General features: G+C 67.2%; 25 protein-coding genes. 11 read left to right on the forward strand and 14 right to left on the reverse strand.

What is annotated here, in order from left to right; translation table 11 throughout:
- Positions 1–72 precede the first annotated feature (72 nt).
- On the forward strand, positions 73–1,206 hold the full coding sequence (locus C474_RS16930; RefSeq protein ID WP_008389027.1) for a molybdopterin-dependent oxidoreductase: 1,134 nt from the start codon (positions 73–75) through the stop codon (positions 1,204–1,206).
- Here the strand turns inward: C474_RS16930 and C474_RS16935 are convergent.
- From C474_RS16935 to aspS, 4 genes are all read right to left on the reverse strand, one after another.
- Positions 1,203–1,958 (reverse strand): 4-phosphopantoate--beta-alanine ligase, encoded by a 756-nt coding sequence (locus C474_RS16935; RefSeq protein ID WP_008389028.1) that lies wholly within the window; start codon positions 1,956–1,958, stop codon positions 1,203–1,205. The genes C474_RS16930 and C474_RS16935 overlap by 4 nt on opposite strands.
- 110 nt (positions 1,959–2,068) lie before the next feature.
- Entirely contained in the window at positions 2,069–2,929 is an 861-nt protein-coding gene (locus C474_RS16940; protein ID WP_008389030.1) for a pantoate kinase, read from the reverse strand.
- Between the two features lie 117 nt (positions 2,930–3,046).
- Entirely contained in the window at positions 3,047–3,637 is a 591-nt protein-coding gene (locus C474_RS16945) for a hypothetical protein (RefSeq protein ID WP_008389032.1), read from the reverse strand.
- A 315-nt stretch (positions 3,638–3,952) separates the two neighbouring features.
- A complete protein-coding gene (gene aspS, locus C474_RS16950; protein WP_008389035.1) occupies positions 3,953–5,257 on the reverse strand; it encodes an aspartate--tRNA(Asn) ligase in 1,305 nt (434 codons plus the stop codon).
- 215 nt (positions 5,258–5,472) lie between these two features.
- Between aspS and C474_RS16955 the strand changes: the two genes are divergently transcribed.
- Positions 5,473–5,742, forward strand: a complete 270-nt coding sequence (locus C474_RS16955) for a hypothetical protein (protein ID WP_008389038.1) — start codon at positions 5,473–5,475, stop codon at positions 5,740–5,742.
- 72 nt (positions 5,743–5,814) lie between these two features.
- On the opposite strand, the gene C474_RS16960 is transcribed toward C474_RS16955, so the two are convergent.
- The 3 genes from C474_RS16960 to C474_RS16965 are packed head-to-tail and all read right to left on the reverse strand — an operon-like array spanning position 5,815 to position 10,139.
- Positions 5,815–6,543 carry a phosphoglycerol geranylgeranyltransferase gene (locus C474_RS16960; RefSeq protein ID WP_008389040.1) on the reverse strand — a complete coding sequence of 243 codons (729 nt, stop codon included), beginning with the start codon at positions 6,541–6,543 and terminating at the stop codon, positions 5,815–5,817.
- Positions 6,544–6,596: 53 nt separating this feature from the next.
- Positions 6,597–7,592 carry an HNH endonuclease gene (locus C474_RS21790; RefSeq protein ID WP_008389042.1) on the reverse strand — a complete coding sequence of 332 codons (996 nt, stop codon included), beginning with the start codon at positions 7,590–7,592 and terminating at the stop codon, positions 6,597–6,599.
- 39 nt (positions 7,593–7,631) lie between these two features.
- On the reverse strand, positions 7,632–10,139 hold the full coding sequence (locus tag C474_RS16965) for a DNA topoisomerase I (RefSeq protein WP_008389044.1): 2,508 nt from the start codon (positions 10,137–10,139) through the stop codon (positions 7,632–7,634).
- 252 nt (positions 10,140–10,391) lie between these two features.
- Here C474_RS16965 and C474_RS16970 point away from each other — a divergent pair, with 252 nt between their 5' ends.
- Entirely contained in the window at positions 10,392–11,795 is a 1,404-nt protein-coding gene (locus C474_RS16970; RefSeq protein WP_049917160.1) for an MATE family efflux transporter, read from the forward strand.
- 86 nt (positions 11,796–11,881) lie between these two features.
- Positions 11,882–12,064, forward strand: a complete 183-nt coding sequence (locus tag C474_RS16975) for a hypothetical protein (RefSeq protein ID WP_008389048.1) — start codon at positions 11,882–11,884, stop codon at positions 12,062–12,064.
- A 73-nt stretch (positions 12,065–12,137) separates the two neighbouring features.
- On the opposite strand, the gene gatB is transcribed toward C474_RS16975, so the two are convergent.
- Entirely contained in the window at positions 12,138–13,628 is a 1,491-nt protein-coding gene (gatB, locus tag C474_RS16980) for an Asp-tRNA(Asn)/Glu-tRNA(Gln) amidotransferase subunit GatB (RefSeq protein ID WP_008389050.1), read from the reverse strand.
- A gap of 121 nt (positions 13,629–13,749) precedes the next feature.
- Between gatB and C474_RS16985 the strand changes: the two genes are divergently transcribed.
- The 5 genes from C474_RS16985 (at position 13,750) to C474_RS17005 (ending at position 20,322) form a co-directional block, all read left to right on the forward strand.
- Complete coding sequence (locus tag C474_RS16985) at positions 13,750–14,577, forward strand: alpha/beta hydrolase (RefSeq protein WP_008389052.1); 828 nt, start codon at positions 13,750–13,752, stop codon at positions 14,575–14,577.
- Between the two features lie 129 nt (positions 14,578–14,706).
- The gene (locus C474_RS16990) at positions 14,707–15,228 is read left to right on the forward strand and encodes a DUF7518 family protein (protein ID WP_008389055.1); all 522 of its coding nucleotides are present in this window, start codon (positions 14,707–14,709) and stop codon (positions 15,226–15,228) included.
- A 30-nt stretch (positions 15,229–15,258) separates the two neighbouring features.
- A complete protein-coding gene (gene smc, locus C474_RS16995) occupies positions 15,259–18,855 on the forward strand; it encodes a chromosome segregation protein SMC (protein WP_008389057.1) in 3,597 nt (1,198 codons plus the stop codon).
- A complete protein-coding gene (locus C474_RS17000) occupies positions 18,848–19,801 on the forward strand; it encodes a segregation and condensation protein A (protein ID WP_008389059.1) in 954 nt (317 codons plus the stop codon). Before smc ends, C474_RS17000 begins: the two co-directional genes overlap by 8 nt.
- Positions 19,802–19,851: 50 nt before the next feature.
- Complete coding sequence (locus C474_RS17005) at positions 19,852–20,322, forward strand: hypothetical protein (protein ID WP_008389060.1); 471 nt, start codon at positions 19,852–19,854, stop codon at positions 20,320–20,322.
- Here C474_RS17005 and C474_RS17010 read toward each other — a convergent pair whose 3' ends face one another.
- From C474_RS17010 to C474_RS17030, 5 genes are all read right to left on the reverse strand, one after another.
- Entirely contained in the window at positions 20,323–21,573 is a 1,251-nt protein-coding gene (locus C474_RS17010) for an ABC transporter substrate-binding protein (RefSeq protein WP_008389062.1), read from the reverse strand.
- 104 nt (positions 21,574–21,677) lie between these two features.
- The gene (gene mtnP / locus C474_RS17015; RefSeq protein ID WP_008389064.1) at positions 21,678–22,538 is read right to left on the reverse strand and encodes an S-methyl-5'-thioadenosine phosphorylase; all 861 of its coding nucleotides are present in this window, start codon (positions 22,536–22,538) and stop codon (positions 21,678–21,680) included.
- 51 nt (positions 22,539–22,589) lie between these two features.
- Entirely contained in the window at positions 22,590–23,546 is a 957-nt protein-coding gene (locus tag C474_RS17020; protein ID WP_008389066.1) for an AEC family transporter, read from the reverse strand.
- Positions 23,547–23,642: 96 nt separating this feature from the next.
- The gene (locus C474_RS17025; protein WP_008389068.1) at positions 23,643–24,077 is read right to left on the reverse strand and encodes a DUF6653 family protein; all 435 of its coding nucleotides are present in this window, start codon (positions 24,075–24,077) and stop codon (positions 23,643–23,645) included.
- Between the two features lie 47 nt (positions 24,078–24,124).
- Positions 24,125–24,838, reverse strand: a complete 714-nt coding sequence (locus tag C474_RS17030) for a phosphoribosyltransferase (RefSeq protein ID WP_008389070.1) — start codon at positions 24,836–24,838, stop codon at positions 24,125–24,127.
- A gap of 165 nt (positions 24,839–25,003) precedes the next feature.
- Between C474_RS17030 and C474_RS22710 the strand changes: the two genes are divergently transcribed.
- Together C474_RS22710 and C474_RS17035 are read left to right on the forward strand one after the other, a co-directional pair.
- Positions 25,004–25,159 carry a DUF7563 family protein gene (locus C474_RS22710; protein ID WP_008389072.1) on the forward strand — a complete coding sequence of 52 codons (156 nt, stop codon included), beginning with the start codon at positions 25,004–25,006 and terminating at the stop codon, positions 25,157–25,159.
- Positions 25,160–25,217: 58 nt separating this feature from the next.
- Positions 25,218–26,117, forward strand: coding sequence for a PhzF family phenazine biosynthesis protein (locus C474_RS17035; protein ID WP_008389074.1), 900 nt, complete (start codon positions 25,218–25,220; stop codon positions 26,115–26,117).
- A gap of 120 nt (positions 26,118–26,237) precedes the next feature.
- On the opposite strand, the gene C474_RS17040 is transcribed toward C474_RS17035, so the two are convergent.
- Positions 26,238–26,996, reverse strand: coding sequence for a proteasome assembly chaperone family protein (locus tag C474_RS17040; RefSeq protein ID WP_008389075.1), 759 nt, complete (start codon positions 26,994–26,996; stop codon positions 26,238–26,240).
- Position 26,997: the final 1 nt, after the last annotated feature.

Raw genomic sequence — 26,997 nt, forward strand, 5'->3', positions numbered from 1 at the left:
GCCTCGTGGTACATCCGCAGACCTCCTACATTCCGGCGACGCCTTCTTTCTCACCGGCTCCTTAGCACCGCCATGAGTGACGGGAGCACGGGTCGTCTCGCTCGCCTCCGCCGCCTCCTCGCGGCGGTGGAACCGCCGCCGCGACTCGTGGACTGGTCCATCCTGACGTGCGTGCTGTTCGAGGCGGCCAGCGGCGTCCTCAGTTTCGGCGCTGGCGCGCCGTCCCACTGGCCCCTCTTCGCGCTTCACACCGTCGTCGGCCTGACGCTCGTCTCCCTCCTGTTCTACAAGTTCCGTCGCGTCCGGCGACGCGTCACCGACTCGCGCCTGTGGACGCGAACGACCGGACTCTCGGTGCTCGTCGCCGCCGTCGCCGTCGCGGCCCTCGCCACGGGGTCGCTCTGGGTGCTCGGCGGCAACGCCTCGGTGCTGGGCTACTGGAACCTCCTGAACCTCCACGTCGGACTCGGACTCGCCCTCGTCCCCCTCGTCCTCGCGCACCTGTACACCCGGTTCCGAACGCCCTCCCGCGCCGACTTCGAGGGTCGGCGAACGGCCCTCAAATTCGGGACGCTCCTCGTCGGCGACGCCCTCCTCCTGCGCGCGCAGGAACTCCTGAACGCCGCTCTCGACACCGGCGGCCGAGTGCGGCGGTTCACCGGGTCGAAACCCGTCGAGAACGACGGACTGGCTCCGGAGGGCAACGTCGGGAGCGGAAACGCCTCCTTCCCGGTGACCAGTTGGGTCGCGGACGACCCCGACCCGATAGACGAACCGGCGTGGCGACTCCGCGTCGGCGGACTGGTCGACGCTCCCCTATCGCTCTCCGCGGCCGACCTCTCGCCCGTGACGGAGCGGACGGCGCTCCTCGACTGTACCAGCGGGTGGTACGCCGAACGCGACTGGCGCGGCGTCGAACTCGGGACCGTCCTCGACGCCGCGGGCGTCGCCGACGAGGCGCGGTGGGTGACCGTCCGGTCGGTCACGGGCTACCGGTGGTCGTTTCCACTCGAGGAGGCGCGCGGGATGCTCCTCGCCACGCGCGTCGGCGGGGAACGACTGACGCACGGGCACGGCTTCCCGTGCCGACTCGTCGCGCCGGACCGGCGCGGTTTTCAGTGGGTGAAGTGGGTCGAGTCGGTGGAGGTTCGGCGACGGCGCGATTCGGCGCAGTGGTTGGCGGTGCTGGTCAGCGGCTTCGATTAATCCAGGTCGCCGCCGCGAATCGCCGCTTCGGCCTCGCGCAACGCCGCCTCGCGGTCGAACTCCGCGACGATGCGCTCCAGTTCCTCGCGGGAGGCCCCCGACTCCGAGAGGTCGCGGGCGTGTTCGGTGACGTTTGGGACCGCACGGAGGATGTTGTCGATGATCGGAACCGCCGCGGATTGTGCGGAGCGAGACATCGGGTTGAGGTCGACGACTATCTCGGTCTTCCCCATCGCCGCCAGCGCCTCGGCCCTGTCGCCGTCTTCGAGGGGGACGAGAACCACGTCGGCGGCGCCGATGCCGTCGGCGTCGACCTTCGCGCGTTCGTGGTCCAAGCCGGGAATCCGACCGTCGGCGGTCAGCCCCTTCACCCCCTCGGCGCCGTGGTCGCGCAGGTGGTCGGTGATGGCGCGGATTCGCTCCTCGGTTCGGTTGAACAGGTTCACCTCCAAGTCCGCTCCCACGGCGGCCGCGAGTTCGACCATCTCGCCGGGGACGAGAGCGGCGACGTTGCCGTTGACGGAGAGGACGGGACGCTCCGCGAGGAGCAACTGCGCGGCGGCGGTCCGTTCGGCGGCGTCCGCGGAGGGGATGGTCTCCTCGCCGAGGAGGTAGTCGAACGCCTCCCCTCGTCCCTCCGCGATGAGTCCCTGCTTCGAGGTGATTCCCTTCTCCACGCCCTCCTCGATGCGGTGCCGGGTGAGAAGCGAGAGGTAGCGCGGGTGGCTCTCCGGGATGTCGACGTCGCTCATGCGCGGAGATGAGTCGCAGTGGGAGAAAAACGGGGCGATACGGGACGGCGGACAGGGGACGGTAGACGGCAAGATAACAGACGGTGGAGGGAGCGGGTCGAACGACCCGGCTACTCCGAGACGAGGCCCGACCCGGTCGGATGCACCTCGCAGACGGCGGGGTCGTAGCCCGCGTCCGACAGCGCCGTCCCGAACGCGAACACGGTGTCGCCGAGCATCGCCATCGCCGCGTCGCCGCCGGCGGCGCGGACGTCCGCGACGGCCGACTCGACGCGGTCGGTGGTCAGTTCGGCCTCGCGGGCGAACCGACGCGAGAGGGCGACGAGACGGGCGGGCGTCGGTCGGTCCCGGAGGTCCGCGAGCGAACGCTCGCCCGCCCTCGTCAGCGACCTCGTGTCGCCGGAGAGTACCGCTTCGGTCGACACCTCGCCGAACGTCAGATACTCCACGCGGGGACGGGCGGGAACGCCGTCCATCGCGCCGTGTTCGGGAGCGCCGGGTTCGAGTCGAATCGGTAGCCCGCCGCGGGCCTGTCCGACCACATCGCCGAGTCCGGTCCCCGCCTCGACTTCGGCGCAGTGGGCGGCCGAGACGAGTCCGTTCTCCGACAGTCGACGCCCGAAGACGGCGTTCGCGGCGTAGGCGGTTCCGAGCGCCACCGCGCCGCTGACGCCGAAACCCGACCCGAGCGGAAGGGGAGTCTCGGCCTCGACGGCGGCGTCGGGGACGCCGAGTCGCTTCCGGACGCCGTCGACGGGCGGCATCGGGACGGACTCGCCGTTCAGGGTCGTTCGGGGCGGTCCGTCCGTCGTTTCCCTGCCCTCGTCGGGCCGCCGAACCGTCACGCGCACGCCGTGCGAGAGGGCGACGCCCGCCCCGCGGGACCCGGCCCTCGCGGGGTTCTCGTGCGGGTGGGCGCTGAAGAAGCCCGTAACGTGCCCGGGGACGAACGCCGTCGCCTCGTCGGTCATACCCGGAGGTGGAGGGCGAGCGTTATGTCCGGTGCGGTTTCGGGCGGCGGGGTTCGCGGCGCCGGTGGACGCCGGGTCAGGATGCCCCGGACCCGGGTACGGGGCCGCGAGACTCGCTCAGTTGTGGTCGACGCCGTCGAGGGCGACGCGGGCCTCGGGGTGCTGGTCAGCCTTCTCGGAGAACACGTCCTCGTCACGGAGGCGTTCGATCTCCCGTTTGGCCTCCTCCCAGGTGAGCGGACCGAGGGTGGTCACGACGTTGATGAGCGTCTCTTCGGGGATTCCGGCGCCCTGACCGCCGCCCGGGAAGGCCTCCTGGGAGTCGTCGACGGCGGCGACGATGTACTCGACGAACCGAACCACGTCGTCCTCGCCCGCGAGCGCCTCGTGCCAGTCGCGGGGGTAGACGCTCACGTGGTTCTCGCCGGTGACGTAGAGTTTCTCCTCGCCGACCCAGGTGTCGCTGTGCACCGTCTCCTCGGCCAGCGCATCCTTGACGTCCTCCACCGAGAGCAACTCGGCGCCCGACCGGAGGGCCTCCACGTACGAGATGAGTCGGTCTTCGCTCACGCCGAACTCGTTGGACTCGATGACCGCCGGGTCGTGTCGCTCGATGAGCGTCACGAGTTCGGTGGTGACGAGGAATTCTCCGCGCTCGGTCGCCGTCTCGAGGATTTCGTCGACGAGGTCGACCTCGGTTTCGGCCATGTTGCCCGAGGGTTAGGACGTGCGGACAAAAGGTGATGCGGCCGTTCGGTTCGCGAGGCACGAGTTAGCGTGTGAACAGGCCCCAAAACACCGTATACCCGCCGTCGATAAGCGCGAAGACTCCAAAGGTTCCACCGGACCGGTGAACGCCGCGAGCCGGGAGACCGACTCGCAGACGAAGCGGCGAAAGAAAACGGAGCGTAACCGCAAGTTCGTCCTCGCGGCGTTGCCTACGGCGACAGCCGCTGACGGTCACGCGGGAACTCGGTCGCGGCAGAGCCGCTCCCCATTCCCACTCGCAGAAACGCCTTCGTCCTACGGACTCAGACGTTGTCTGTCTCGCGGGAACAACACGGCCTCCCGGATGTTGTCGAGGCCGAGCATCGTCATGACGAGGCGCTCGCCGCCGATAGCCCACCCCGCGTGCGGGGGCATGCCGTATTTGAACATCTTCGTGTAGTACTCGAACTGGTCGGGGTCGAGCCCCTGCTGCTCGAAGCCCTCCACGAGGTGGTCGTAGCGGTGCTCACGCTGCCCGCCGGAGACGAGTTCCATGCGCGGGTGCATCATGTCGAACCCGGTGGAGAGCTGCTCGTCGTCGTCGTGGTCCTTGATGTAGAACGGCTTGATCTCGGAGGGCCAGTCGGTGATGAAGTAGTGCTCGCCCACGTCGTCGCCGAGAGCGCGTTCGCCCTCGGTGGGCAGGTCGTCGCCCCAGACGAGTTGCTCGTCCAGTTCGCCCGTCGCGTTGATGCGCTCGATGGCCTCCTCGTAGGTGAGTCGCGGGAACTCGCCGTCGGGAGCCTCGAACTCGTCGGCGAGGCCGAGCAGTTCGAGTTCGCGCTCGCAGTTCTCCGCGACGCCCTCGTAGGCTGATTTGACGACGTGCTCGCAGGCGTCCATCGCCTCGGTGTGGTCGAAGAAGGCCGACTCGAAGTCGATGGACGTCGCCTCGTTCAGGTGCCGCGGCGTGTTGTGCTCCTCGGCGCGGAAGATGGGACCGACCTCGAAGACGCGCTCCAGACCGGAGCCGACCATCAACTGCTTGAACAACTGCGGCGACTGGTTCATGAACGCCTCCTTGCCGAAGTACGTGATGGGGAACAGCTCCGTGCCGCCTTCGGTGCCGGTGGCGACGATTTTCGGCGTGTTGATCTCCGTTGCGCCAAGCTCGCGGAAGGCGTCGCGGGCCGAGCGGAGGATCTCCGCGCGAATCTCGAAGACCGCCTTGACCTCTTCTTTCCGGAGGTCGAGCGTCCGGTTGTCGAGGCGGGTCGACAGTTCGGCGTCGACCTTCCCGGAAGGGTCGAGGGGGAGTTGGGTGTCCGCCTCGGCCATCACGTCGATGCTCTCGGGGACGATTTCGACGTCCGTCGGCGCGCGCGGTTCCTCTTTCACCTCGCCCGCGACGGCGATGACGCTCTCGCGGGCGACGTCGAGGCCCGTCTCGACGAGGTCCTCGTCCATCTCGTCTTTCTCCAGTTTGATCTGAATCTTCCCGCTCTTATCGCGGAGGATGAGGAAGGCGATGCCGCCGAGGTCGCGCACCTCGTGGACCCACCCCGCGACGGTGACGCTGTCGCCGGGGTCGGCGTCTGCCGTGTACGTTCGGTTCTGCATGTGGCGTGATTCCGACCGCCCGGTCTTAAAAACGGTCGTTTCGACCCGAGCGCCGCTCCTATGACCGCGTATCCGTACATCTTCGATGATGTACGACGGCCGCCCCGCCACCGAACACCTTCGGCGATATATGCGGACGAGTGGCTAACTTCGATCATCTACTCTTGCGACACGTTTACTTTTCTCCGCAATCGTACATTAGATGTCTATCAGATGTGCCTCTGCTCCGATTCACTCGGTCTTCGCCTGTCCACCCCCTGACGCTGCTCGCGGTCGGGGTCGTCGGGTTGCTTCCGACGGTTCCCTACGCGCTCGCGGTCGCGTGGTGTTATCTCCGGTTGGTCGAACTTCTCGGCGTCACCCTCGCCGCGGCCGTCACGGGCGTCGGGGTGTTCGCGACGCTTCCCGTCGTGCTCGTCGTTCTCATCGCTCTCGAACTACTCCTGATAGAGCGCCTCCCGTGGTCGTCGGAACGGGACCGATAACTCGCGGCGGCCGCTCCTGTCCGTTCGGACGGGAGCGGAGGAAGAAGACAGAGGCCCCGGTCGGCGGCGCGGTTACCGCTCGGCTTCGGCGCGTTCGGCCATCGCGTCGCGCGCGCCCTCCACCGTCTCACGAACGGCGTCGACGCCCTCGTCGTGCAGGAGGTCGCCGACGACGACCACGTCGGTGTGGCTGCCCATCTCGTACGCCGACTCGTAGTCGTGGATGCCGCCGCCGTAGAACAGCGTCGACTCGTCCAAGGCGTCGTACGCGGCGTGCACCTTCTCCGTGTCGCCGAACGTGCCGGAGTACTCGATGTAGACTATCTCCTGACCGAACATCCGCTCGGCGACGGCCGCGTAGGAGGCCACGTCGTCGACCGCGAGGTCGCAGTTGGCGTCGGTGAGTTGCGCGACGGAGGCGTCGGGGTTGAGCACGATGTACGCCTCGGTGTGCGTGCGGTCCCAGTCCATCCCGTTCTCGATGCGGACCCACTCCTTGTGGGCGCCGGTGATCCAGAAGGCGTCCTTCGCGTTGAACACCGTCGGGATGAGGTAGCCGTCGAGGGCGTCGTCGTCGACGACGACCCCGGGGTTCGACGGTTCTTGGTACAGCGGTACGTCGTACTCGGCGCAGGCGTCGACGACCCGTTGCATCTTGTCTGCGGTGATGTCGAGGGTGCCGCCGATTTCGATGGCGTCCGTCCCGGTCTGACAGACGTCCTCGAACGTCTCGTCGCCGACGAGGTCTTTATCTGGGTCGACCTTGAGGATGTGATTCCACTCGGTCCAGGGGCCGGTCATTGGGCGTACTACCACCGGGAGGCGTTAAAAATGACGCGGATGGGTCGTGAAGACTATTCACCGAACCCGTGAAGTGCCCGATGTTCTCTTAGATACAGTCTTGCAGGATGCTTGTTTTCGTCCTCGGGGAGGTCGATTTGTCTTCCCTCAAGTGATTCGAAGTCCTCGTGTCCCGGTACCGACTCGCAGCTCTGTACCAACACTCGGAACTGATCATTGATGGCCAACCAACCCTTGTCGAGGGCCCAGTGGTGTAGTCTGCACAACGCGAGTCCATTACGAACGTCATCCTTTCCCTTGTGACTCTTCGGATAGATATGTGCGGCTTCGACCTCCGGTAGACCGTTCGGTGATAGCCGATACGACCCACAGATTGCACACCGATTATCGTAGAGAGACTTCACGTCTCGGGCAAATACCGCAGAACGCTCCTTTCGTCGTTGTTCCGAGTACGACTGTGATTCGGTCAGTTCTGGTGGCGACTCCAACTGTGCATCCAGTTCCCGCTTTTCGATATCTGCTGCAGTCGGAGACACATCTACTGAGTGTTCGTCAACGAATCCTTTGACTGATCCATAGGCTGATTCGATGCTTCGCACAGCCTCTCCAGTCAACCGCATGAAATTCTGTGGGTGCCCCCGACTGTGTCCGGCGTGTTCGTGGTGTACCTCTCGGCTGTCGATGTCGACTGACTGCACCTCGTCGAGATAGATAATGTTGGGCCACAGTTCATCATTGTTCTCTCGCAGTCCGATTTTGTATTCTGTCCAGAGGTGAGCTGCGAGTGGCTCGTTGACTTCCCGTCCAATCACGCGTGCAGCGTACTCGTACCGGTTCTCACCCAGGTAGAAAAGCAGTATATCTCCCGCAGACATCCTGCCGAGAAATCGATCCGCTCCGGGAGAGACGCCCCAGATTGATGCGGGGTCACCGACGTACGCATCGGTGTGCTGCGCGTAGCGACTTCTGGGAACTCCATTGATGACGGTATCGTGGAGATGCTCTTGTGCCTTTGAGTTGCTACAAGGAACGACGAAGACTTCGACCATCCACAGCAAAACCCCAGCAACTGACAAATAACTATCTGATTAGTCTGCGGACGTCTGCCACTTCCGCACCGTATCCGGTCCAACGCCGTCCATCAGGTCGGCTAAGGCGTCGGGTTCGGCCTCCTTCAGCGACGGCACGTCCTCGACGCCGGCGGCCTTCAGTTTCTCCGCCGTCTTCTCGCCGATGCCCGTCACGCTCTCCAGTTGCGAGCCGTCGACCTGTTCGGCCTGATACTCTCTGTAGTTGCAGATGGGACAGCCGAGGTCCCACGGCTCCCTGTCGCTGTCCTCGTAGGTGATCTGAATCTTCGGCAGGTCGTGCTCCTCGCAGTCCTCGTCGGTCACCTCGATGTCGCCGCGGCGCGGGAGGGGCAGCGAGTAATCGCAGTCGGGGTAGCGCGTGCAGCCGACCAGTCGAGAGCCGGAACGGAGCCGCTTTATCGCCAGTTCGCCGCCGTGTTCGTCGCCGCACTCCGGACAGACGCCGATGACGAGGTCCTCCTCCTCGTCGGCCTCCTCGGCCTTACAGAGCGGACAGCCGTGGACGAACGTCTTCCGCCCGGCGAGCATCTTCACGTGGTTCAGGTCGTGTTCCTCGCAGGACTCCTCAAGGATGAGCGGCTTGCCCGTCGACGGCAGCGGCAGCGTGTACGTGCAGTCGGGGTAGCCGTCGCAACCGATGAAGTACGACCCGTGACGGCTCTTTCTTATGACCAGGTCGTGGTCGGACTCGGGGCACTGCCCGACGGTCTTGTCCGCCTTCAGCGACTTCTGGAGGTGTTTGCCCACCTCGTCGCCGGACTCCATCAACCCCTCGAACACGCCTTCGAGAATCTCTCTGGACTCCTCGGTGACGTCGTCGAGGGTGGTCTCTCCGCGCGTGATGGCCTGCATGTCCTCCTCCAGTTGGGCGGTCATCTCCTCGCTCACGATGAGTTCGGCGAACTCCTCGGACGCCTCGACGACGGCGCGGGCGAGTCGGGTCGGGCGCGGCGGGTCGCTCTCGATGTAGTTGCGGTCGTAGAGCTTCTGAATCACGTCGTGCCGCGTCGCCTTCGTCCCGATGCCCATCTGCTCCATCGTCTCGATGAGGCGCGACTGGCCGTAGCGGCGGGGCGGTTGCGTCTGCTTGGCCTCCATCTCCGTGTCCGTCACGGCGAGTTCCTCGCCCTCCTCCACGTCGGGGACGAACGACTCGCTGGAGTTAAAGTACGGGTACACCGCGTGGTAACCCTCTTTCACGAGGCGCTTGCCGTTGGCCTTCAGCGAGAGGCCGGCCGCATCGGCGACGACGCGCAGGTGCTCCCACTCGGCGGACTCCGCGACGGTGGCGAAGAAGCGCCGGACGACGAGTTCGTACACCTCCCACTCGTCCTCTGTGAGGTCCGCGCGTGAGGGGAGTTCGCCCGTCGGGTGGATGGGCGGGTGGTCGGTCGTCTCGTTGTCGCCGGCGGTCGGTTCTATCTCCTCTTGGTCGAGGAGCGACTCCGCGTCCTCGGCGAACGTCCGGTTCGCGGTGAAGGCGTCGAGCAGTTCCCGCGGGTCGAGGTCCTCGGGGTAGACGGTGTTGTCCGTCCGCGGGTAGGTCATATAGCCCGCGGTGTAGAGGTCCTCCGCGATGCTCATCGCACGCTGGGCGGAGTAGCCGATGGACCCCGCGGCGCGGATGAACTGCGTCGTGTTGAACGGGGCCGGCGGGTCGTCCGTCCGGGTGCGGCGGCGGACCGAGGTGACCGTCGCCGTCTCCGCCCCTCGAAGCGTCTCGTACGCCGCCTCGGCGTCGTCGCCGTCCCAGACGCGTTCGGCTTCGTTGTCGTCCTCGTCAAGGTAGAAGTACTGCGCCTCGAACGACTCCGAGCCCTTCTCCAGGTCGGCGAACAGTTCCCAGTAGTCCTCGGGGTCGAACGCGTCTATCTCGCGTTCGCGGTCGACGATGAGTTTGAGGGTGGGCCCCTGCACCCGGCCGACGGAGATGAAGTCGTCGCCGAGTTGGCGCGCCGACAGCGAGAGGAATCGGGTGAGCGCCGCCCCCCACACCAGGTCGACGATCTGTCTGGCCTCGCCCGCCGCGGCGAGGTTGAAGTCGAGTTCGTCGGGGTTCTCGAACGCCTCGGTCACCTCTCGTTGGGTGATAGAGGAGAAGCGCACCCGGTCGACGGGCACCTCCTCGTTGACCTCGCGGACGAGTTCGTACGCCTCCTTGCCGATGAGTTCCCCCTCGCGGTCGTAGTCGGTGGCGATGACGACGCGGCGGGCGTTGCGGGAGAGTCGCCGCAGGGCGGCGACGATGTTCTCCTGCGTCGGGTGCTTGTCGATGGGCGCGTCGATGAGTTCCACCGGTTCGACGTCGCGCCAGTCGTTGTACTCCGGCGGGAAGTCCACGCCGACGACGTGGCCCGACAGCCCGATGCAGCGTTTCCCCCCCCACTTGTAGACGTTCACGCCGTTGACGCGTTCGGCCTCCGCGGACTCGCCGCTCAGGATGTCGGCGATGCGCCGAGCGGCGTTGTCCTTCTCGGTGATGATCAGTTCCGGACCCTTACTCATTGGGCGGCGATATGCGAGGGTCCGGCCTAAAGCTTTCGCGGCGAATCGGCCCGAATCGGCGGCCAGCGCGGGCGTACGCGTGGGAGCGCGGATGGGCGAGCGACGCGGGCGGGCAACGTGTACGGGGGCCGCGAGCGGTCCGGGCGCGGCTTGGAAGGCGGACGAACCGGCAACGCGGCACCGATCCCCAACAGATAGGTGTCGACGCGCGGAGTGGACGCCACCGTGTCCGGACGAGAGAGCCGAATCGATATGACCGACGGAGCGGTGACGCCCAAACTCGTGTCGCTCTCGTGGCCCCTCGTCGCGGGCAACCTCCTCCAGACGTTCTACAATCTGGCCGATATGTTCTGGGTGGGCCGCGTCGGCCCCGAAGCCGTCGCCGCCGTCTCGCTCATGTTCCCCACGGCGTGGATGTTCGTCTCCGTCGCCATGGGCGTCACCGCCGCGGCCGTCGCCCTCGTCTCCCAGCACGTCGGCGCGGGCGACGACCGGAGCGCCGAACGGGTCGTCGGGCAGACGCTCCTGCTCGCCGTCGGCGTCGGCATCCTCCTCGGTATCGTCGGCTACCTCGGCAGGCACCCCCTCCTCGCACTCATCGGCGCACAGGGGCGCGTCTACGCCGAGGCCCTCGCCTACGCCGAGGTGCTGTTCGTCACGCTGCCGTTCACGTTCGTCTTCTTCGCCTTCCGGGCCGTCCTCCGCGGCGCAGGCGACACCCGCACCGCGATGTGGCTGGTCGTCGTCAGCGCCGGACTGAACGTCGTCTTGGACCCCGTGTTCATCCTCGGATGGGCGTGGGTCGAACCGATGGGGACGCGCGGCGCCGCCGTCGCCACCCTCCTCGCGCGAATCGTCGCCGCAGTCGCCGGCCTCGCTATCCTCCTCCACGGCGGGTGGGGCGCGCGCCTGCGCCTCCCCGACCTGCGGCCGGACCCGACGCTACTCCGGAAACTCGTCGACGTGGGGTATCCCGCGACGCTGGACGGCCTCGCGCGGAGTTTCGCGGCCGTCGCCCTCGCCGCACTCGTCGCCCGGTTCGGCGCGGTGGCCACCGCCGCCTACGGCATCGGCCTCCGCCTCATGTCCGTCTCGTGGACCGTCTCGGGCGCCGTCGGCCAAGCCGCCGCGACGGGCGTCGGACAGAATCTCGGCGCGGACACGCCGGACCGGGCGGCGGAGGTGACGTGGAAGGCGACGGCCGGGACGATGGCGATTCTCGGCGTCGCCGGCGCCGTCGTCTGGGCGATTCCGGCCGCCTTCATGCGCGTGTTCATCGACGACGCCGCCGTCGTCGACGCGGGCGTCGAGATGCTCACCATCGTCGCGCCGTTCTGGGCCTTTTTGGGCGGGCTGATGGTGATTCAGGGGGCGTTCCGCGGCGCCGGGCGCACCCGCGTCTCGATGGCGCTCTCCCTGATTTCGCGGTGGGTCGTTCGCTTCCCGGCGGCGTTCGTCCTCGCCTACGTCCTCTCGTGGGGCGTCACCGGCCTCTGGTGGAGTCTGTCGCTGTCGGGCGTGGTGACGTTCGCCGTCGGATGCCTCTGGTTCCTCCGCGGCGGGTGGCGCTCCGCCGTCGTCGAGGGCGACGGGAGGGACGGGGAGGAAGAAGACGGCATCGCCGACGGCGAGGAGTCGTCCTCGACGGCCGACTGAGTCTCCCTCCGCGTCGCGGTTCCGGACGCCGGACTGTCCGGCGAATCCCGGAAAACGGCCAAGTGTCCGACGGTCGAACGGTACGTATGTCCCACACGCCGGACCTTCCCGAACGGTACGTCTGCGAGAGTTGCCACGCTGTCTACGCCGGCACCGTCGTCGACAGCGACGGCGAGACGCACGAGTTCGCCGCGCCGGACCAGTGCGCCGCCTGCGGGTCGACGGCGTTCGTCCCGATAGAGCAGTACATCTACGACATGAAGGCGTGAGGCGTCCGCGGACGGCGGCCGGAGTCCGCTGGTAACGGAGCAAACGCGCCGAGAGAACGGAGGCGGCGCCTCGTTACTCGTCCAGACGCTCGCGGAGCATCCCGTTCACGTCGCCCGGGTCGGCGCTTCCGCCCGTCTTCTGCATCACCTGTCCGACGAGGAAGTTGATGGCGCCGCCCTCCCCTGCGTGATAATCTTCGACGGCGTCGGGGTTCTCCTCGATGGCCTCTTCGACGGCACTGACGACTTCGTCGTCGTCGGCCGCGCCGAGGCCCTCCTCCTCGACGATTTCGTCGGGCGCGTCGCCCTCGTCGAGCATCCCGCGGAGCACTATCTCCTCGGCGTTTTTCGTCGTAATCTCCCCCTCCGCGACGAGTTCGACCAGTCGGGTGAACTGGTCGAGGCGGTCGGAGACATCGGTAATCGACATATCGCGGTAGTTGAGTTCGCCGAGGAGGTTGTCCGCCACCCACGTCGCCGCGAGGTCCGGGTCGAACTGGTCGGCCACGTCCTCGTAGAAGTCCGCCACCTCCTTCGTGGAGGTGAGCTTCGAGGCCGACTCCGCGTCGAGACCGTACTCCTCGCGGAAGCGCTCGCGGCGGGCGTCGGGGAGTTCGGGGATGGCTATCTCCGCTTTCCAGTCGGCGACTTCGAGGGGCGGCAGGTCCGCCTCCCGGAAGTACCGGTAATCCTTCTCCTCTTCCTTCGAGCGCATCGAGACCGTGATTCCCCGGGATTCGTCCCAGTGGCGCGTCTCCTGCTCGACGCCGCGGCCGCGGGAGATGGCGTTCTTCTGTCGGGTCACCTCGTAGGCCAGGGCCTTCTCGGCGCCCTTGTGACTGGAGATGTTCTTCACTTCGGTCCGGTTCGCCTTCGCCAGCGTCTCCCCGGAGATTTCGCCGCCCTCGCCCACCTCGTCGTCGGGCACCATCGAGATGTTCGCGTCGATGCGGAGCGACCCGTCGCGCGTCGCGTCGAACACGCCGAGGTACTCCAGCACCTCCTCCAACTTCGCGAGGAACGCGCGCGTCTCCTGCGGACTGCGGAAGTCCGGTTCCGTCACGATTTCCATCAGGGGCGTCCCCGCGCGGTTGTAGTTGACGAGCGTGTAGTCGGCGGTGTCGATGCTGCCGCCCTTGTGCTGGAGGCTCCCGGGGTCCTCTTCGAGGTGGGCGCGTTCGATGCCGACTTCGCGGCGGTTCCCCTCGACGGACACCTCCAACGTCCCGTCCGAGCAGATGGGAGCGTCGTACTGGGTTATCTGGAAGTTCTTCGGCAGGTCGGGGTAGTAGTAGTTCTTCCGGTGAAAGCGGGTGTGCTCGGCGACGGTGGCGTCGAGCGCTTTCCCCACCTTCACGGCGGCCTCGACGGCGCCTTCGTTCAGGACGGGAAGCGCGCCCGGCAGACCCAGGCAGACGGGACACGTCCGCGTGTTCGGTTCCTCGTCCTCGGCCGCGTCGGTCGAACACCCGCAGAATATCTTGGTGTCCGTTTCGAGCTGGACGTGGACCTCCAGCCCGATGACGGTGGCGAGGTCGCGCTGAGAGAGCGCCTTCGCGGTCATTAGGCGCGATTTGGCGGCGCGCGGCTAAAGACTAACGGGAACGCTCCGAACGACCCCGCCGAACTCATCTCAGCCGAACGCAAATTATTCACAGCAGTACGGTAATGGCCCACCGAGACAGATGCCCTACCCGTTCGGTTCGCCGCCCGTCGAAGTCGTCCGCGACGCGGCGTTCGCCTCGCCGTCGGAGGGGATCCTCTCGCTCGACGTCTACCTGCCCGTCGGAGGGAGAGACGGAGACGGCGGTGCGCGCCGAGCGCTCGTCGTCCTCCTGCACGGCGGCGGGTGGCGCGCGGGCGATAAAGCCGACCTGCGGGACGCGGCGTTCGCCCTCGCGGAGCGACGGTTCGCCTGCGCCGTCCCGAACTTCCGCGGCAGCGACGAGGCGACGTTCCCGGCGCAGATTCGCGACGTGAAGGCGGCGATTCGGTGGTGCCGCGCGAACGCGGACGCCCTCGGCGTCGACCCCGAGCGAATCGCCGCGTTCGGCCCGTCGACGGGGGCGCACCTCGCCGTCCTCGCGGCGCTCTCGGCCGACGACCCCCGGTTCGCCCCCGACCCGGCGCACGTCTCCGACGCCGTCTCCGAGGCGTCCGACGCCCTCGCGGCGGCCGTCGGCGTCGCCGGCCTGTACAACTTCGAGCACACGCCCGAACGGGCCGAACTCGCGGCGTTCCTGGGCGGGTCGCGGAGCGACGCGCCGGAACGCTACGAACTCGCCTCCCCGTCCTCGCACCTCGGCGGCGGCCCGCCGATTCTCCTGCTTCACGGCGCCGACGACGACGTGGTTCCCGCGATGGCCTCCGAACTGTTCTACGACGGACTGGAGGAGGCGGACGTCGAGGCGGAGTGCGTCGTCGCCGACGGGGTGGGACACGACGTACTCGGCGAGCAGTTCGAGTGGGCCGTCGACTGGACCGAGGGGTTTCTCGACCGACATCTCCGCTGACGGCGTCGCAGTCTCCCGGTTTACCGTCGACTCCGGTCGGGATGCGTCGCCTCTTTCTGTTCGATATCTATCATTTAACGACTATATGTCTGACGCACGTTTATGTGTCCACGGACGGGGATAACACGCATGAGTAACCGGGTGGAGGAACTCGAATCGAAAGTCGCGGAACTCCAAGCCGCCGTGAACGGACTGACCGAGGAACTGGTCGAGACGAAAGAACGGGTGCGCCTGCTCGAAGACCAGGTGGAAGTCGACCTCACCACCGGGACCCGCCCCGTTGGCCACGCCCCCGCCCAGCCCGAGGAGCCGGAAACGGAGTCGGAGTCGACGCCGACGCCGGAACCGGAGTCGAGCGAGGCCGACGCGGCCGCCGACGGCGGAAACGTCGACGAGAACGAACCCAGCCTCCGCGAGTCGCCCGCGCAGGCGCAGTCGCGCGCCGAGACGTCCGCTCAGCCCTCCGACGACGCGAGCTTCATCGACGCCGACGCGCCGAAAGACTCGCCCGCGGCCCCCGACGACCCCTCCGACGACGCCGCCGAGGCGGAACCGACCGACCCCGCGGACGACGAAGTCAAGTCCGAGGAGTCCGAGACTACCGACGAGGCAGAGTCCGCAGAAGACGACAGCGATATCATCGTCGCGTAACTGGGTGGCTCTGTCCCCCGCGAGCAACCCATGCATATCAAAGAGCTCGTCCTTGACGGTTTCAAGAGCTTCGGGCGTAAGACCCGGATTCCGTTCTACGAGGACTTCACGGTAGTTACCGGCCCCAACGGGTCGGGCAAGTCGAACATCATCGACGGCGTGCTGTTCGCGCTCGGACTCGCCCGCACGAGGGGCATCCGAGCGGAGAAACTGACTGACCTCATCTACAACCCCGGCCACGCCGACGACGCCGAGGGCGGCGGCGGCACCAAGGAAGCGAGCGTCACCGTCGTCCTCGACAACGCTGACGGCAAACTCGACCGCTCGCAGGTGGTCAACGCCGCCGGCAGCGACGACGTGGGCGACGTCTCCGAGATTCGCGTCAAGCGACGCGTGAAGGAGACGGACGACAACTACTACTCGTACTACTATCTCAACGGCCGCTCCTGCAACCTCTCGGATATTCAGGACCTCCTCGCGCAGGCCGGCATCACGCCGGAGGGCTACAACGTCGTGATGCAGGGCGACGTGACGGAGATAATCAACATGACCCCCTACCAGCGGCGGGGCATCATCGACGAGATAGCCGGCGTCGCGGAGTTCGACGCGAAGAAGGAGGACGCCTTCGGCGAACTCGACGCCGTCGAGGAGCGGATAGAGGAGGCCGACCTGCGGATCGAAGAGAAGCGGGGCCGCCTCGACCGCCTCGAAGACGAACGCGAGACGGCGCTGAAATACCAGTCGCTCCGCGAGGAGCGAGAGGAGTACGAGGGCTTCCTGAAGGCCGCCGAACTCGAAGACAAGCGCGCCGACTTGGAGAAGACCGAGTCGAAGGCCGAAAAGCGCGAGGCGAAACTCGATTCGCTGCGCGAGGAACTCGACACGCGGCAGGGGAAGGTCTCCCGCCTCGAGGGCGAGTTGGAGGAGCTCTCGAAGGAGATAGAGCGGAAGGGCGAGGACGAGCAGCTTCGGATAAAATCCGAGATCGAGTCGGTCAAAGGCGAAATCGACAGGCTGGAGAACGCCGTCGAGGCCGCCGAGGACCGCATCGACGACGCCGAGACCGAGCGGCGAAAGGCGTTCGTCGAACTCGACCGCAAGCAGGAGAAGATAGACGACGTGGGCGACGACATCCGCGCCGTCAAGGTCGAGAAGGCGTCGGTCAAATCCGAGATACAGTCGAGAGAGACCGACCTCGCCGAAGTCGAGGCCGAGATAGCCAGCGTCGACACCGAGTTCGACGAACTGAAAGAGGACCTCGCCGAGAAGAAATCCGAGTTGGAGGAGCTGAAGACCGAGCGGAACGACCTCCAACGGGAGAAAGACCGCCTCTTGGACGACACGCGCCGGCGCTCCTCGGAGATATCCGAGACGCAGGAGAAGATAGAGGAGATACGCGAGGAACTGCCGGAACTGAAGGCGTCGCTGTCGGACCTACACTCGGAACTCGACAAGGCCGAGAAGAACAAAGCGAAGATAGACGGCGTCATTGAGGACCTCCGAGACGAGCGGTCGGACCTGAAAGACGACTTAGACGAGGTCGAAGAGGACCTCCGCTCGAAGCAGTCCGAGTACGCCGAACTCGAAGCGCGCGCGGGCGAGGACGGCGACGCGTCGTGGCCGCGCGCGGTGACGACCATCCTCAACTCCGGGCGGTCGGGCGTCCACGGCACCGTCGGCCAACTCGGCTCGGTGCCCGGCGAGTACGCCACCGCCTGCGAGACGGCCGCCGGCGGTCGCCTCGCGCACGTCGTCGTCGACGACGACGGCGTCGGCTCCGACTGCATCGACTACCTGAAATCGCGGAACGCCGGTCGGGCGACGTTCCTCCCCATCACGAAGATGGACGACCGCGGCCTGCCGAGCAAGCCGAACGACCCGGGCGTCGTCGGCTTCGCGCGAAACATCGTCGAGTACGACGCGCAGTACGAGCCCATCTTCTCCTACGTGCTCGGGTCGACGCTGGTCGTCGAGGACATGGAGACCGCCCGGTCGCTGATGGGCGACTTCCGGATGGTGACGCTCGACGGCGACCTAGTTGAGCGCTCCGGCGCGATGACGGGCGGGTCGGGCGGCGGCTCCCGGTACTCGTTCTCGAAGTCGGGGTCCGGCCGACTCGAACGCCTCGCCACCGAAATCTCCTCGCTGGAGGACGACCGCCGCGAACTGCAGAGCGAGATACGCGACGTGGAGTCGCGGTTGGACGACGCCCGCGAGAAGGCCTCCGACGCCGCCGACCGGGTCCGCTCCGTCGAGGGCGACATCGACCGCGCCGAGGCCGACGTAGAGGAGAAGGAAGCGGAGATAGACCGCCTCGAAGACCGCATCGAGGAGTTGCGCGAGGAGCGAGCCGACGTCGACGAGGAGATGCAGTCGCTGGACGCCGACATCGACTCGCTGAACGCCGACGTCGCGGACGCGGAGTCCGACATCGACGACCTCGAATCCGAACTGCAGGATTCTGAGATTCCCGAACTGACGGCGAAGGCGGACGAGATACGCGCCGACATCGACGAGAAGGAGGCGCGGATGGACGAACTCGACGGTCGCCTCAACGAACTCCAGTTGGAGAAGGAGTACGCAGAGGACGCCATCGAGGAGTTGAACGAGACGGTCGAGAGCGCACAGGAGCGGAAGGCCGACGCCCGCGACACCGTCCGCGAGAAGGAGGCGGAAATCGAGGCGAAAGCGGAGACGCTCGAGGAGAAACGCGAGGCCGTCTCCGACCTCGAAGACGAGTTGAAGGAGCTCAAATCCGAGCGCTCGGAGCTCCGAGCGGACGTGCGCGAGGCCAAGAGCGAACGCGACGAACAGCGCGATAAGGTCGACCGCGCGGAGTCCCGTGTGGAGAACCTGCGCGAGAGCGCCGAGCGCCTCGCCTGGGAGATAGACGAACTCGAATCGGAGGTGGGCGAGTACGACCCCGAGGCGATACCCGACCACGAGGAGGTCGAGGCGAACATCGAGGAACTCACCGACGAGATGGAGGCGCTCGAACCGGTCAACATGCTCGCCATCGACGAGTACGACGAGGTCGAAGCGAGCCTCGAAGAGATGCAGGAGCGCCGGGACGTACTCGAAGAGGAGCGAGGGGGCATCCGCGACCGCATCGAGCAGTTCGAATCGCAGAAGAAGGCGACGTTCATGGACGCGTTCGACGCCATCAACGAGAACTTCACCGACATCTTCGAGCGTCTGTCGGACGGCACCGGGGAACTCCTCCTCGAGAACCCGGAGGACCCCTTCGAGGACGGCCTGACGATGAAGGCCCAACCCGGCGACAAGCCCATCCAGCGGCTGAACGCGATGTCGGGCGGGGAGAAGTCGCTGACCGCGCTGGCGTTCATCTTCGCCATCCAGCGGCACAACCCCGCGCCGTTCTACGCCTTGGACGAGGTGGACGCCTTCCTCGACGCCGCCAACGCCGAACGCGTCGGCGAGATGGTCGACGACTTGGCGGGCGAGGCCCAGTTCGTCGTCGTCTCGCACCGCTCGGCGCTCTTAGAGCGATCCGAGCGCGTCATCGGCGTCACGATGCAGGGCGACAACGTCAGCGCGGTGACGGGCATCCAACTCGGCGAGGAAGACGAGGAGGCGGGCGAACCGGAGGCCGCGGCGGATGACTGAGGACGTCGGCCCCGCCGCGCCGCCCCGTGAGACGGTCGTGCCCGACGGCGTCGACGCCGATGTCGACGCGGGCGCGGACGCCGACGACGACGAGGTCGAACCGGTCGAACTCCTCGTGCAACTCGCCGAGGATGGCGAGATAGACCCGTGGGACATCGACGTGGTGGAGGTGACGGACGCCTTCCTCGCGCGCCTCGACGCGACGGACCTTCGAACCTCGGGGCGGGCGCTGTTCTACGCCTCCGTCCTCCTGCGGATGAAGTCCGACGCCCTCCTCGAACCCGACGCCGACGAGGAGGAACCCGAACTCGAACCGTGGGAGCGGGCGCTGGAGGGCGGCGGCGAGATGGCCGGCGGCGACGACGTCGACGGCGCGCCCGGGTCGGAATCGGGGTTCGACCCGGTCGACGCCCTCGAAGCCGAGATGGACCGGCGCCTCGAGCGGAAACAGGCCCGCGGGTCGCCGGAGACGCTCGACGAACTCGTCCGCGAACTCCGGGAGGCCGAACGCGAGTCGTGGTGGAAGCGCCGCCGCGAGTACGACACCTCCGACTCGCCGCGGGGCTACGGCCGCGGGACGCAGACGCTCGATTACCGGTCGACCGACGACTTCCGGGCGGACGACGAACCCACCGCCGCGGACGTGACGGGGACGGCGCACACCGAGGACATCGAGTCCTCCATCGCCGCCGTCGAAGCGGCCCTGCACGAGCAGTACGGGAAGGGGCGGGCGGAGGTGCTGTACGCGGAGATTCGCACCGCCGCCGAGACGCCGGTGACGACGTACCTCTCGCTGCTGTTTCTCTCGCACCGCGGAACCGTCCGCCTCCAGCAGGACGACCTGTTCGGAGACCTATGGGTGCGGGACCCCGCGGCCGTCGACGGGGCGGGGGACGGCGGCGACGGCGACGCCGAGGACGAGACGACCGAAGCGATAGCGGACTGAGTCGTTACCCCCGGGAGAGATTTTCTACCGCTCGTCCGTAGTCGGGAACCGTGCCTCCACCGACCCTCCTCTCCGGCACCCTCCGGAGGCTCACCGTCGCCGTCTCGCTGCTCACCTCCGCGCTGTTCGCCCTCCTCGCGGGCGCCCTCGCCGCCGGCGCACTGGGCGTCCCCGCCGGAACGGCTCTCACGGCGGTCGTCGCCGCCCTCGCGTTCCTCCCCGTCTTCTGGTTGCACTGCTACGCGGCGGGCTACGTCGCCTACGCGCCGACCGAGTTCGGAGCCGTTCGGCGTATCGAGACGCTCTCGGCGCAGGTCACCGCGTGTACGGTCTGCGGCGACTCCGACGCGAACGGCGTCTGCCGGCGCTACGGCGAACAGCGGGTCGTTGCGGGCGTTCCGCTGGCGACGACCGAGGAGGGCGAAAACTGGTACTGCGGGAACTGCCACGCCGTCGAACACGGCGACGGCGGGTCGGCGCCGGACGCGACAGTCGACCGCGCCTTGGAAGAGACGGACTGACTATCGGTCGCCGTTGACCGCGGCGGCGACTTTCGTCCGACTGAACAACTGCTCGCCTTCGGGAATCTCCGGGTACGGCTCGCCGTCCTCGTACTCGGGCCACTCGCCGAACTGCTCGGGGTAGAGCTGTTTGGCGCCCATCTCCAACTGGAAGAGGTTCATGACGGGGCCCTGATAGCGCATCCCGGCGGGGTAGACGTTCCCGTTCTGTACCGCGGTTAACTGCCCCCCGACGGGATGGTCTTCGAGCGCCGCGCGCACCTCGCTCATCTCGTAGTTCGGCGTCATGCCCCAGAGGTGGAGGATGACGTCGGGGTCGGCCTCGGCCAGCGTCTCGAAGTCGACGGTGCCCCAGAGGCCGTTCCACTGCTCGGAGCCGAAGGCGTCGTTGGCGGCCAGCGGCCGGGTATCGGCCAGCCAGTAGCCGGGCCGGTTGAGGTGGTAGGTCCAGAACGTCTCGTTCTCCGCCGAGTAGGTGGCGCGGACGGCCGTCGGACGCTCCTCTTTCGGCGGAAGGTTCGACCGGATGGTCGAGAGGAGGCCCCCGTGAACCGCGTTCAGCGCCTCGTAGCGCTCGGTCTCTCGGAACACCTCGGCCACCTTGCCGAACAGTTCCCAGAGCGTGTAGTACTGGTAGTTGCCGTAGCCGTCCGGTGCGTCGGCGTGGGTGCCGCTGTAGAAGTTGCCGAACCACGGCGCCACCTGCGAGCCAATCTCCTCGACGTCCGAGTCGTCCCAGTTGTCCTGCGTCGACGCCCACGCGGGGTCGGTCAGGTGGACGTCGCTGCCGAGTTCGAACAGCTTCTCTTTGTTCAGCCCGCTGCTCAGCGGGTCGTAGAGGTCCTTCCACTCGAAGCCGACGCCGTCGAGGCGGTCGTAGTAGTGGTTCATCGTCGTCCCCGACATCTCGGGTACGTAGACGGAGTTGACGGCGTCACCGTGCCCCAGCGCCACCGCCATGTCGGCGTACTGCGGGAAGACGGTGAAGACGTTCTCGGGCACGCCGTCGAACGCGACGTCGCCCATCGGCGACATCGACACCGTGTACGACCCCGAGGCGGACGAGCCGGTCCCTTCCTCCGTTCCGTCCGTTCCCCCAGTTGCCGCCCCTTCGGTCGCCGTCGACCCGCTTACGTCGGTGCCTTCCGTCGCCGTGCCGCCGGAGTCGCCGGAGCAACCGGCGACCAACCCCGCCGCGACGAGCGCGCCGGTCCGCTTTAGATACGTCCTCCGCGTCGTTTTGTCGACCATCTTGTTTTAGGTAGGCCTAAACAGGCGTAAGACGCTTTCGACTCGCGGGAGCGAGGCGGGGGGGACCGGACGCGAACGGGCGGGAACGGAGGCGGCTTGACTTGCTACTCGACGTACTCGCTGATGAGGGGCGCGAGGTCGGATTTCACGTCCTCGTCGATGGCGTCGTCCGGCGTGTTGATGGTTCCCTCCAGCGAGGAGTGACACGGGCACTCGTGGTCCTCGGGGATGGCTTCGATGGCGGCCTCGACGGTCTCTTTGATGGCCGTCTCGTTCTTCTCGGCGTTCTTCAGCACCTCTTCGAGGGTGACCTCGCTGTCCGCCTTCCAGACGTCGTAGTCGGTGACGCCGGTGACGGTGGCGTACGCCATCTCCGCTTCCCGGGCGAGTTTCGCCTCCGGAATCGTCGTCATCCCGATGACGTCCCAGCCCTGTTCGCGGTAGAACTCGCTCTCGGCGCGCGTGGAGTACTGCGGCCCCTCGATGCAGACGTAGGTGCCGCCGCGGACGACGTCCGCGTCCGTCGCCTCCTCGGCGGCGTCGGCGAGTATCTCGTTCAGTTCCGCGCAGTAGGGGTCGGCGAACGGTTGGTGGACGACGACGCCCTCCTCGAAGAACGTCAGGTCGCGGTGCTTCGTGCGGTCGTATATCTGGTCGGGGATCACGAGCGTCTGCGGCGGCAGGTCCTCGCGGAGACTGCCGACGGCGTTCGAGGCGAGGACGTGCGTGACGCCCTGTTCTTTCAGCGCGTAGACGTTCGCGCGGTACGGCAGCGTCGTCGGCGAGCGCTGGTGTTTCGGCCCGTGACGCGGGACGAAGACGACCTCTCGGCCGGTGTCCCCGAACTCGCCGACGGTGAGCGGCGCCGAGGGGTCGCCGTACGGCGTCTCCACCTCGACGGTGCGCGTGTCCCTGAGGGGCAGGGCGTCGTAGATGCCGCTTCCACCGATGAATCCGATTGTCATACCCCTCCCTCGCGGGCCGGGGGCTAAAGCGTGGTGAGTCCGGACGAAAACTCAGAACAGCAGGCCCGACTCTAAGAGGGCGATGACGCCCGTGAGCATCGGGACGCTGACGAGCGTCGTCACGAAGACGGCGGTGGAGACGAACTCCGCGACCGAGACGCCCCGGACCGTCCCCTCGGAGAACTCCGCGACGAGGATGAGGGGAGTAATCGCCGCCGGCATCGCGGTTTCGAGGACGATGGTCTTGGCCACCGTCGGGTCGGAGATGCCCGCCGCGAGGGCGAGACCGAGGCCGACGACGGGCGCGACGACCATCTTCAGCGTCGTCACCACGCCGACGGTGCGGAGCGTCGCGCCCACGTCCGTCCGGGCGAGTTGGACGCCGACGATGAGCAACATCAGGGGGATGGAGGAGTCTCCGACGAGTTGGAGCGTCTCCATCGCCGTCGAGTCCGCGGGGGGGACGGCGCCGAGTGCGCGGGCGAGGAGGGCGGCGAGGACGGCGTAGACGAGGGGGATTCGGAACACGTGCTTCAGGCCGGACAGTCCGCCCGACCCGCCGCCGCGCGAGGCGATGAAGACGCCGAGCGTGTAGATGAGGATGCTCTGCACCGACAGGAAGACGACGGCCGTCGCCCGCCCCGTCTCCCCGAACGCGAAGTTCGAGACGGGGATGCCGTAGTTACCGGAGTTCGAGAACGCGGAGACGAGGACGAGCGAACTCAGGAGGGGGTCCGTCTCGCCGAGGGCGCGGCCGACTCCCTCGGCGACCAGTATCATGACGAGGTGGTAGGCGACGACGACGCCGACGACTTCGAGGAGCGTCGACCCCGCGAGCGTCGTCGTCGCCAGACTGTGAAAGACGAGTGCGGGCGCGAGAACGTAGACGACGACGGTGTTCAGGGGGGCGGTGTCGACGTCCTTCGTCCGACCGAGGACGAAGCCGACGGCGCCGACGGCGAGGATGGGGAGGATGGCCGTCGCGAAGATAGACAGCAGTGATGCCACGTTCGCGTCTCACGACCGACCGGGTCAAGCGCTTCGGAGACGGCGCGACTTACCGCGTCGTGAAGGACCCTGATACACCGCGCGCGGGCGGACGAGTCAGCCCCGGGTCTCGTACAGTCGCGCCATCCGATCGAAGAACAAGAACATGACGACGAGCGAAACCGCCGTGCCGACGGCCGTCCGGAGCGACCGTCGCTCGGCCGCCGCGCGGAGTGTGGACAGGAACACCGGAGCCATGAGTGCCACGAACAGCGCGTCGCCGGGCGACGACAGGAGTCCCCGGTCGAGCCAGACCCGTTCTCCGAGCACGACCCGGGTCGCCCACGCCGCGTCGTCGTCGGGTTCTGAGAACAGTAACGGGTTCGCCGCGACGAACAGGAGCGTCCCGGCGAGGAGTCGCCGGTCCCGGCGGTAGACGGCAGCGACCAGTACCGGGTACGCTCCGACCAGCGTCCAGACGCTCCCGGGGTTCGCGTGTCGAGTCCAGAAGAACTGCTTCGCGAGACGCCATCGCTCGGCCGCGGTGGTCATGCGCGTTCCTTCGTTCGGACCGGAGATAACCGTGACTTCGCGTCGCTCTACGCGCCGACGCCCTCGTTCTCCAACAGTCGCCACGCGTCGCCGCCGGCGGATTCGACGTACCCGCGGCGCTCCATCTCCGAGAGAACCTCGGGCATTCGGCCGGGTTGGGCTATCTCCATCTCGATGCGGTCGACGCCGTGGTACTCCGCGAGGTAGTGTCTCAGGTCCTCCATCTCGAACGTCTCCTCGTCGGCCTTCTCCATGACGCCCGTCGTGAGGTCTATCATGTCCTCGATGAAGTTCCACGGGTAGACGACCCACGTCCACTCCTCGAGGCGTTCGCCGACGAAGTCGGGTTCGAACTCGCTCGTCTGGAGGAGTTGGAGCGTCCCCGTCCGTACTTCGCCGGCGTCGCGTTCGGTGACGTACTCGTAGGCGCGTTCGATAGAGCCGCCGGTGTCGGCGATGTCGTCGATGATGAGTACGTCTTTGCCCTCGACGCTCCCCTCGGGCATCGGGTAGCGAACTTCGGGTTCGTTCGACTTCTGGGCCGTCCCGACGTAGTGTTCCATCTTCAGGCTCGTCAGGTCGTCCAGCCCGAGGAAATCGCAGATACAGCGGCCGGCGAACCAGCCGCCGCGCGCGAGTGCGACCACCACGTCCGGGTCGAACTCCGCGGCTTTCACCTGGTCGCTCACGTCGCGGCAGCGACCGTAGATGTACTCCCAGTTCGTGATAGTGCAGTTAAATTCGTCGGGGAGGTCGCCCATGAGCTTCGTTCACCACTTCGTGAACGGGTCGTAGACACCTTTAACGTGTTCGTCTCGTCGCGAGTCACACCCTCAGCGGAGGCTGGGCCGCCTTCCCCGTCGGATACCGGGCGCATAGCTTTATACTTCCTTGCTGTATGGCAACATGTAACAAGGTGTGTTCCGATGTACACGTGCAACAACTGCGATGGGTTCGTGACCCGCGATTTCGTCCGCGTCTTCGGCGACAGCGACGACGAGGTGTTCGGCTGTCCCTCGTGTATGAACATGCGCGAGGTGATGAACGGCGCTGCGTCGCGTCCGAGCGCCGTCACCGAGTAGTCCGGTCGCCCGTCCGCGACCGCCGGGATTCTTACCGGCGAGCGCCGTCGAGGGACGCATGCAGACGCGCCGCGCGCTTCTCGTCGACGCCTTCGCGACCGAACCGCTCTCGGGCAACGCCGCCGGCGTCGTCCCCGACGGCGACCTCGACGCATCGCAGATGCGGGCGGTCGCCCGCGAACTCGCCGTCAGCGAGACGGCGTTCGTCGGACCGTCGAGCGACGCCGACCGACGCCTCCGCTTTTTCACGCCGACCCGGGAGGTGGACCTCTGCGGCCACGCCACCGTGGCCGCGCACGCGCACCTCCACGAGGACGGCGTCCTCGACGCCGGAACGCACACCGTCGAGACGAACGTCGGCGTCCTCGACGTGGAGATAGCCGAGGACGGCACCGTCTGGATGACCCAAGAGCCCCCGACGGTCGAGACGGTCGACCTCGATTACGACCGCGCGGGCGAGGCCCTCGGCGTCGACCCCGCGGCCCTCCGCGACGTGGGCCAGGACCTGTCCTCCGCGGTCGCCTCCACGGGTCTCCCGTACCTCGTCGTCCCCGTGAACTTCCTCGAACATCTCGGCGGCGCGGACCCCGACTTCGCCGCCGTCGAGGCGTTGGCCGACGAGTACGACGCCGCCGGCGTCTACGCGTTCACGTTCGACGCCCTCGCCGCCGACTCGACGCTCCACGGGCGCATGTTCGCGCCCGGTCTCGGTATCCCCGAGGATCCGGTGACGGGAACCGCCAGCGGCGCCTGCGGGGCGTACCTCCGCCACGTCGACGCCTTCGAGGGTGACCTGCCCGAGGAGATGACCTTCGAGCAGGGCCACTTCCTGGACCGACCGGGTCGCGTCCGCGTCCGCGTCGGCGAGACGGTCCGCGTCGGGGGGCGCGCCGTCACCTCGCTCGACGGGTCGCTCGCGGTCCCCCCCGCCGCGGACGACGACATCGTCGAAGCCTGAGGTCGCGGCGTCCGCGGCGCCATCGCTCGTCGCTCCGATTCGAACGCGGAACGGACTGGCTCTCGTCGCGAGAAGGAACCCCACCGGTCCGCGGTTGCGGTTCGCCGAGCGAGCGCCCGGTCAGCCGATGTAGCGCAGGTCGTCGTCGCTTATCGCCTGCCCCTGCTGTTGGTTCTGCATCTCCTGTATCTTGCCGACGACTTCCTTCATCTCCTCGGCGCGTTCTTCGAGCGACTCGAAGCCGACCTCGAAGCCGATGACGTCCTGCATCACTTCGAGCACCCCCTGTGCGCTCTGCGGGTCGACGAGGTAGCCGCTGGTCTCGCCCATCAGACAGGCGACCGAGAGGCCGCGGCGTTCGCCCAGACCGAGGAGGAGGCCGCTGACGCCGACGATGCCGCCCGCGGGTTCGTCCTCGCGGAACTCCACGCCGGCGTCTTCCAGTCGTTCCACGTCGTCGGCGTCGGTGACGGCGCCGAGGACGCTCGGTTCGTCCACGAGTTCGCCCGTCGGGACGCCCCCCAGGGCGTACCCTTCCTCGACGCCGAACTCCTCGGCGATGTCGAGGAAGGCGTCGGTGAGGTGGTAGTGCCCCTCGTTCGACTGCGCCTGGTGGTCGCCGGTGAGAATCAGCAGGTCGTGCTCGCCCGCGTCGACGGCGTGGAACTCCGCGCGGGCCAACTGCGCGACGTTGTCGTCGAGGGTGACCTGCGGCGGGAACTCGTCGGCGTACACGTGTCGGACGGGTTCGCTGTCGAACTCTTCGAGTAGGTGTTCGACGGCGAGTTTCCCGACGTGTCCGACGCCGGGGAGCCCCTCGATCAGTACGGGGTCGCTGAGCTCGGGGTCTGCCAGCGTCTCCACTTCGATATCTTCCATG

Origin of the sequence: Halogeometricum pallidum JCM 14848, from assembly GCF_000337095.1 — an archaeon.
Taxonomy (GTDB): Archaea; Halobacteriota; Halobacteria; order Halobacteriales; family Haloferacaceae; genus Halogeometricum; species Halogeometricum pallidum.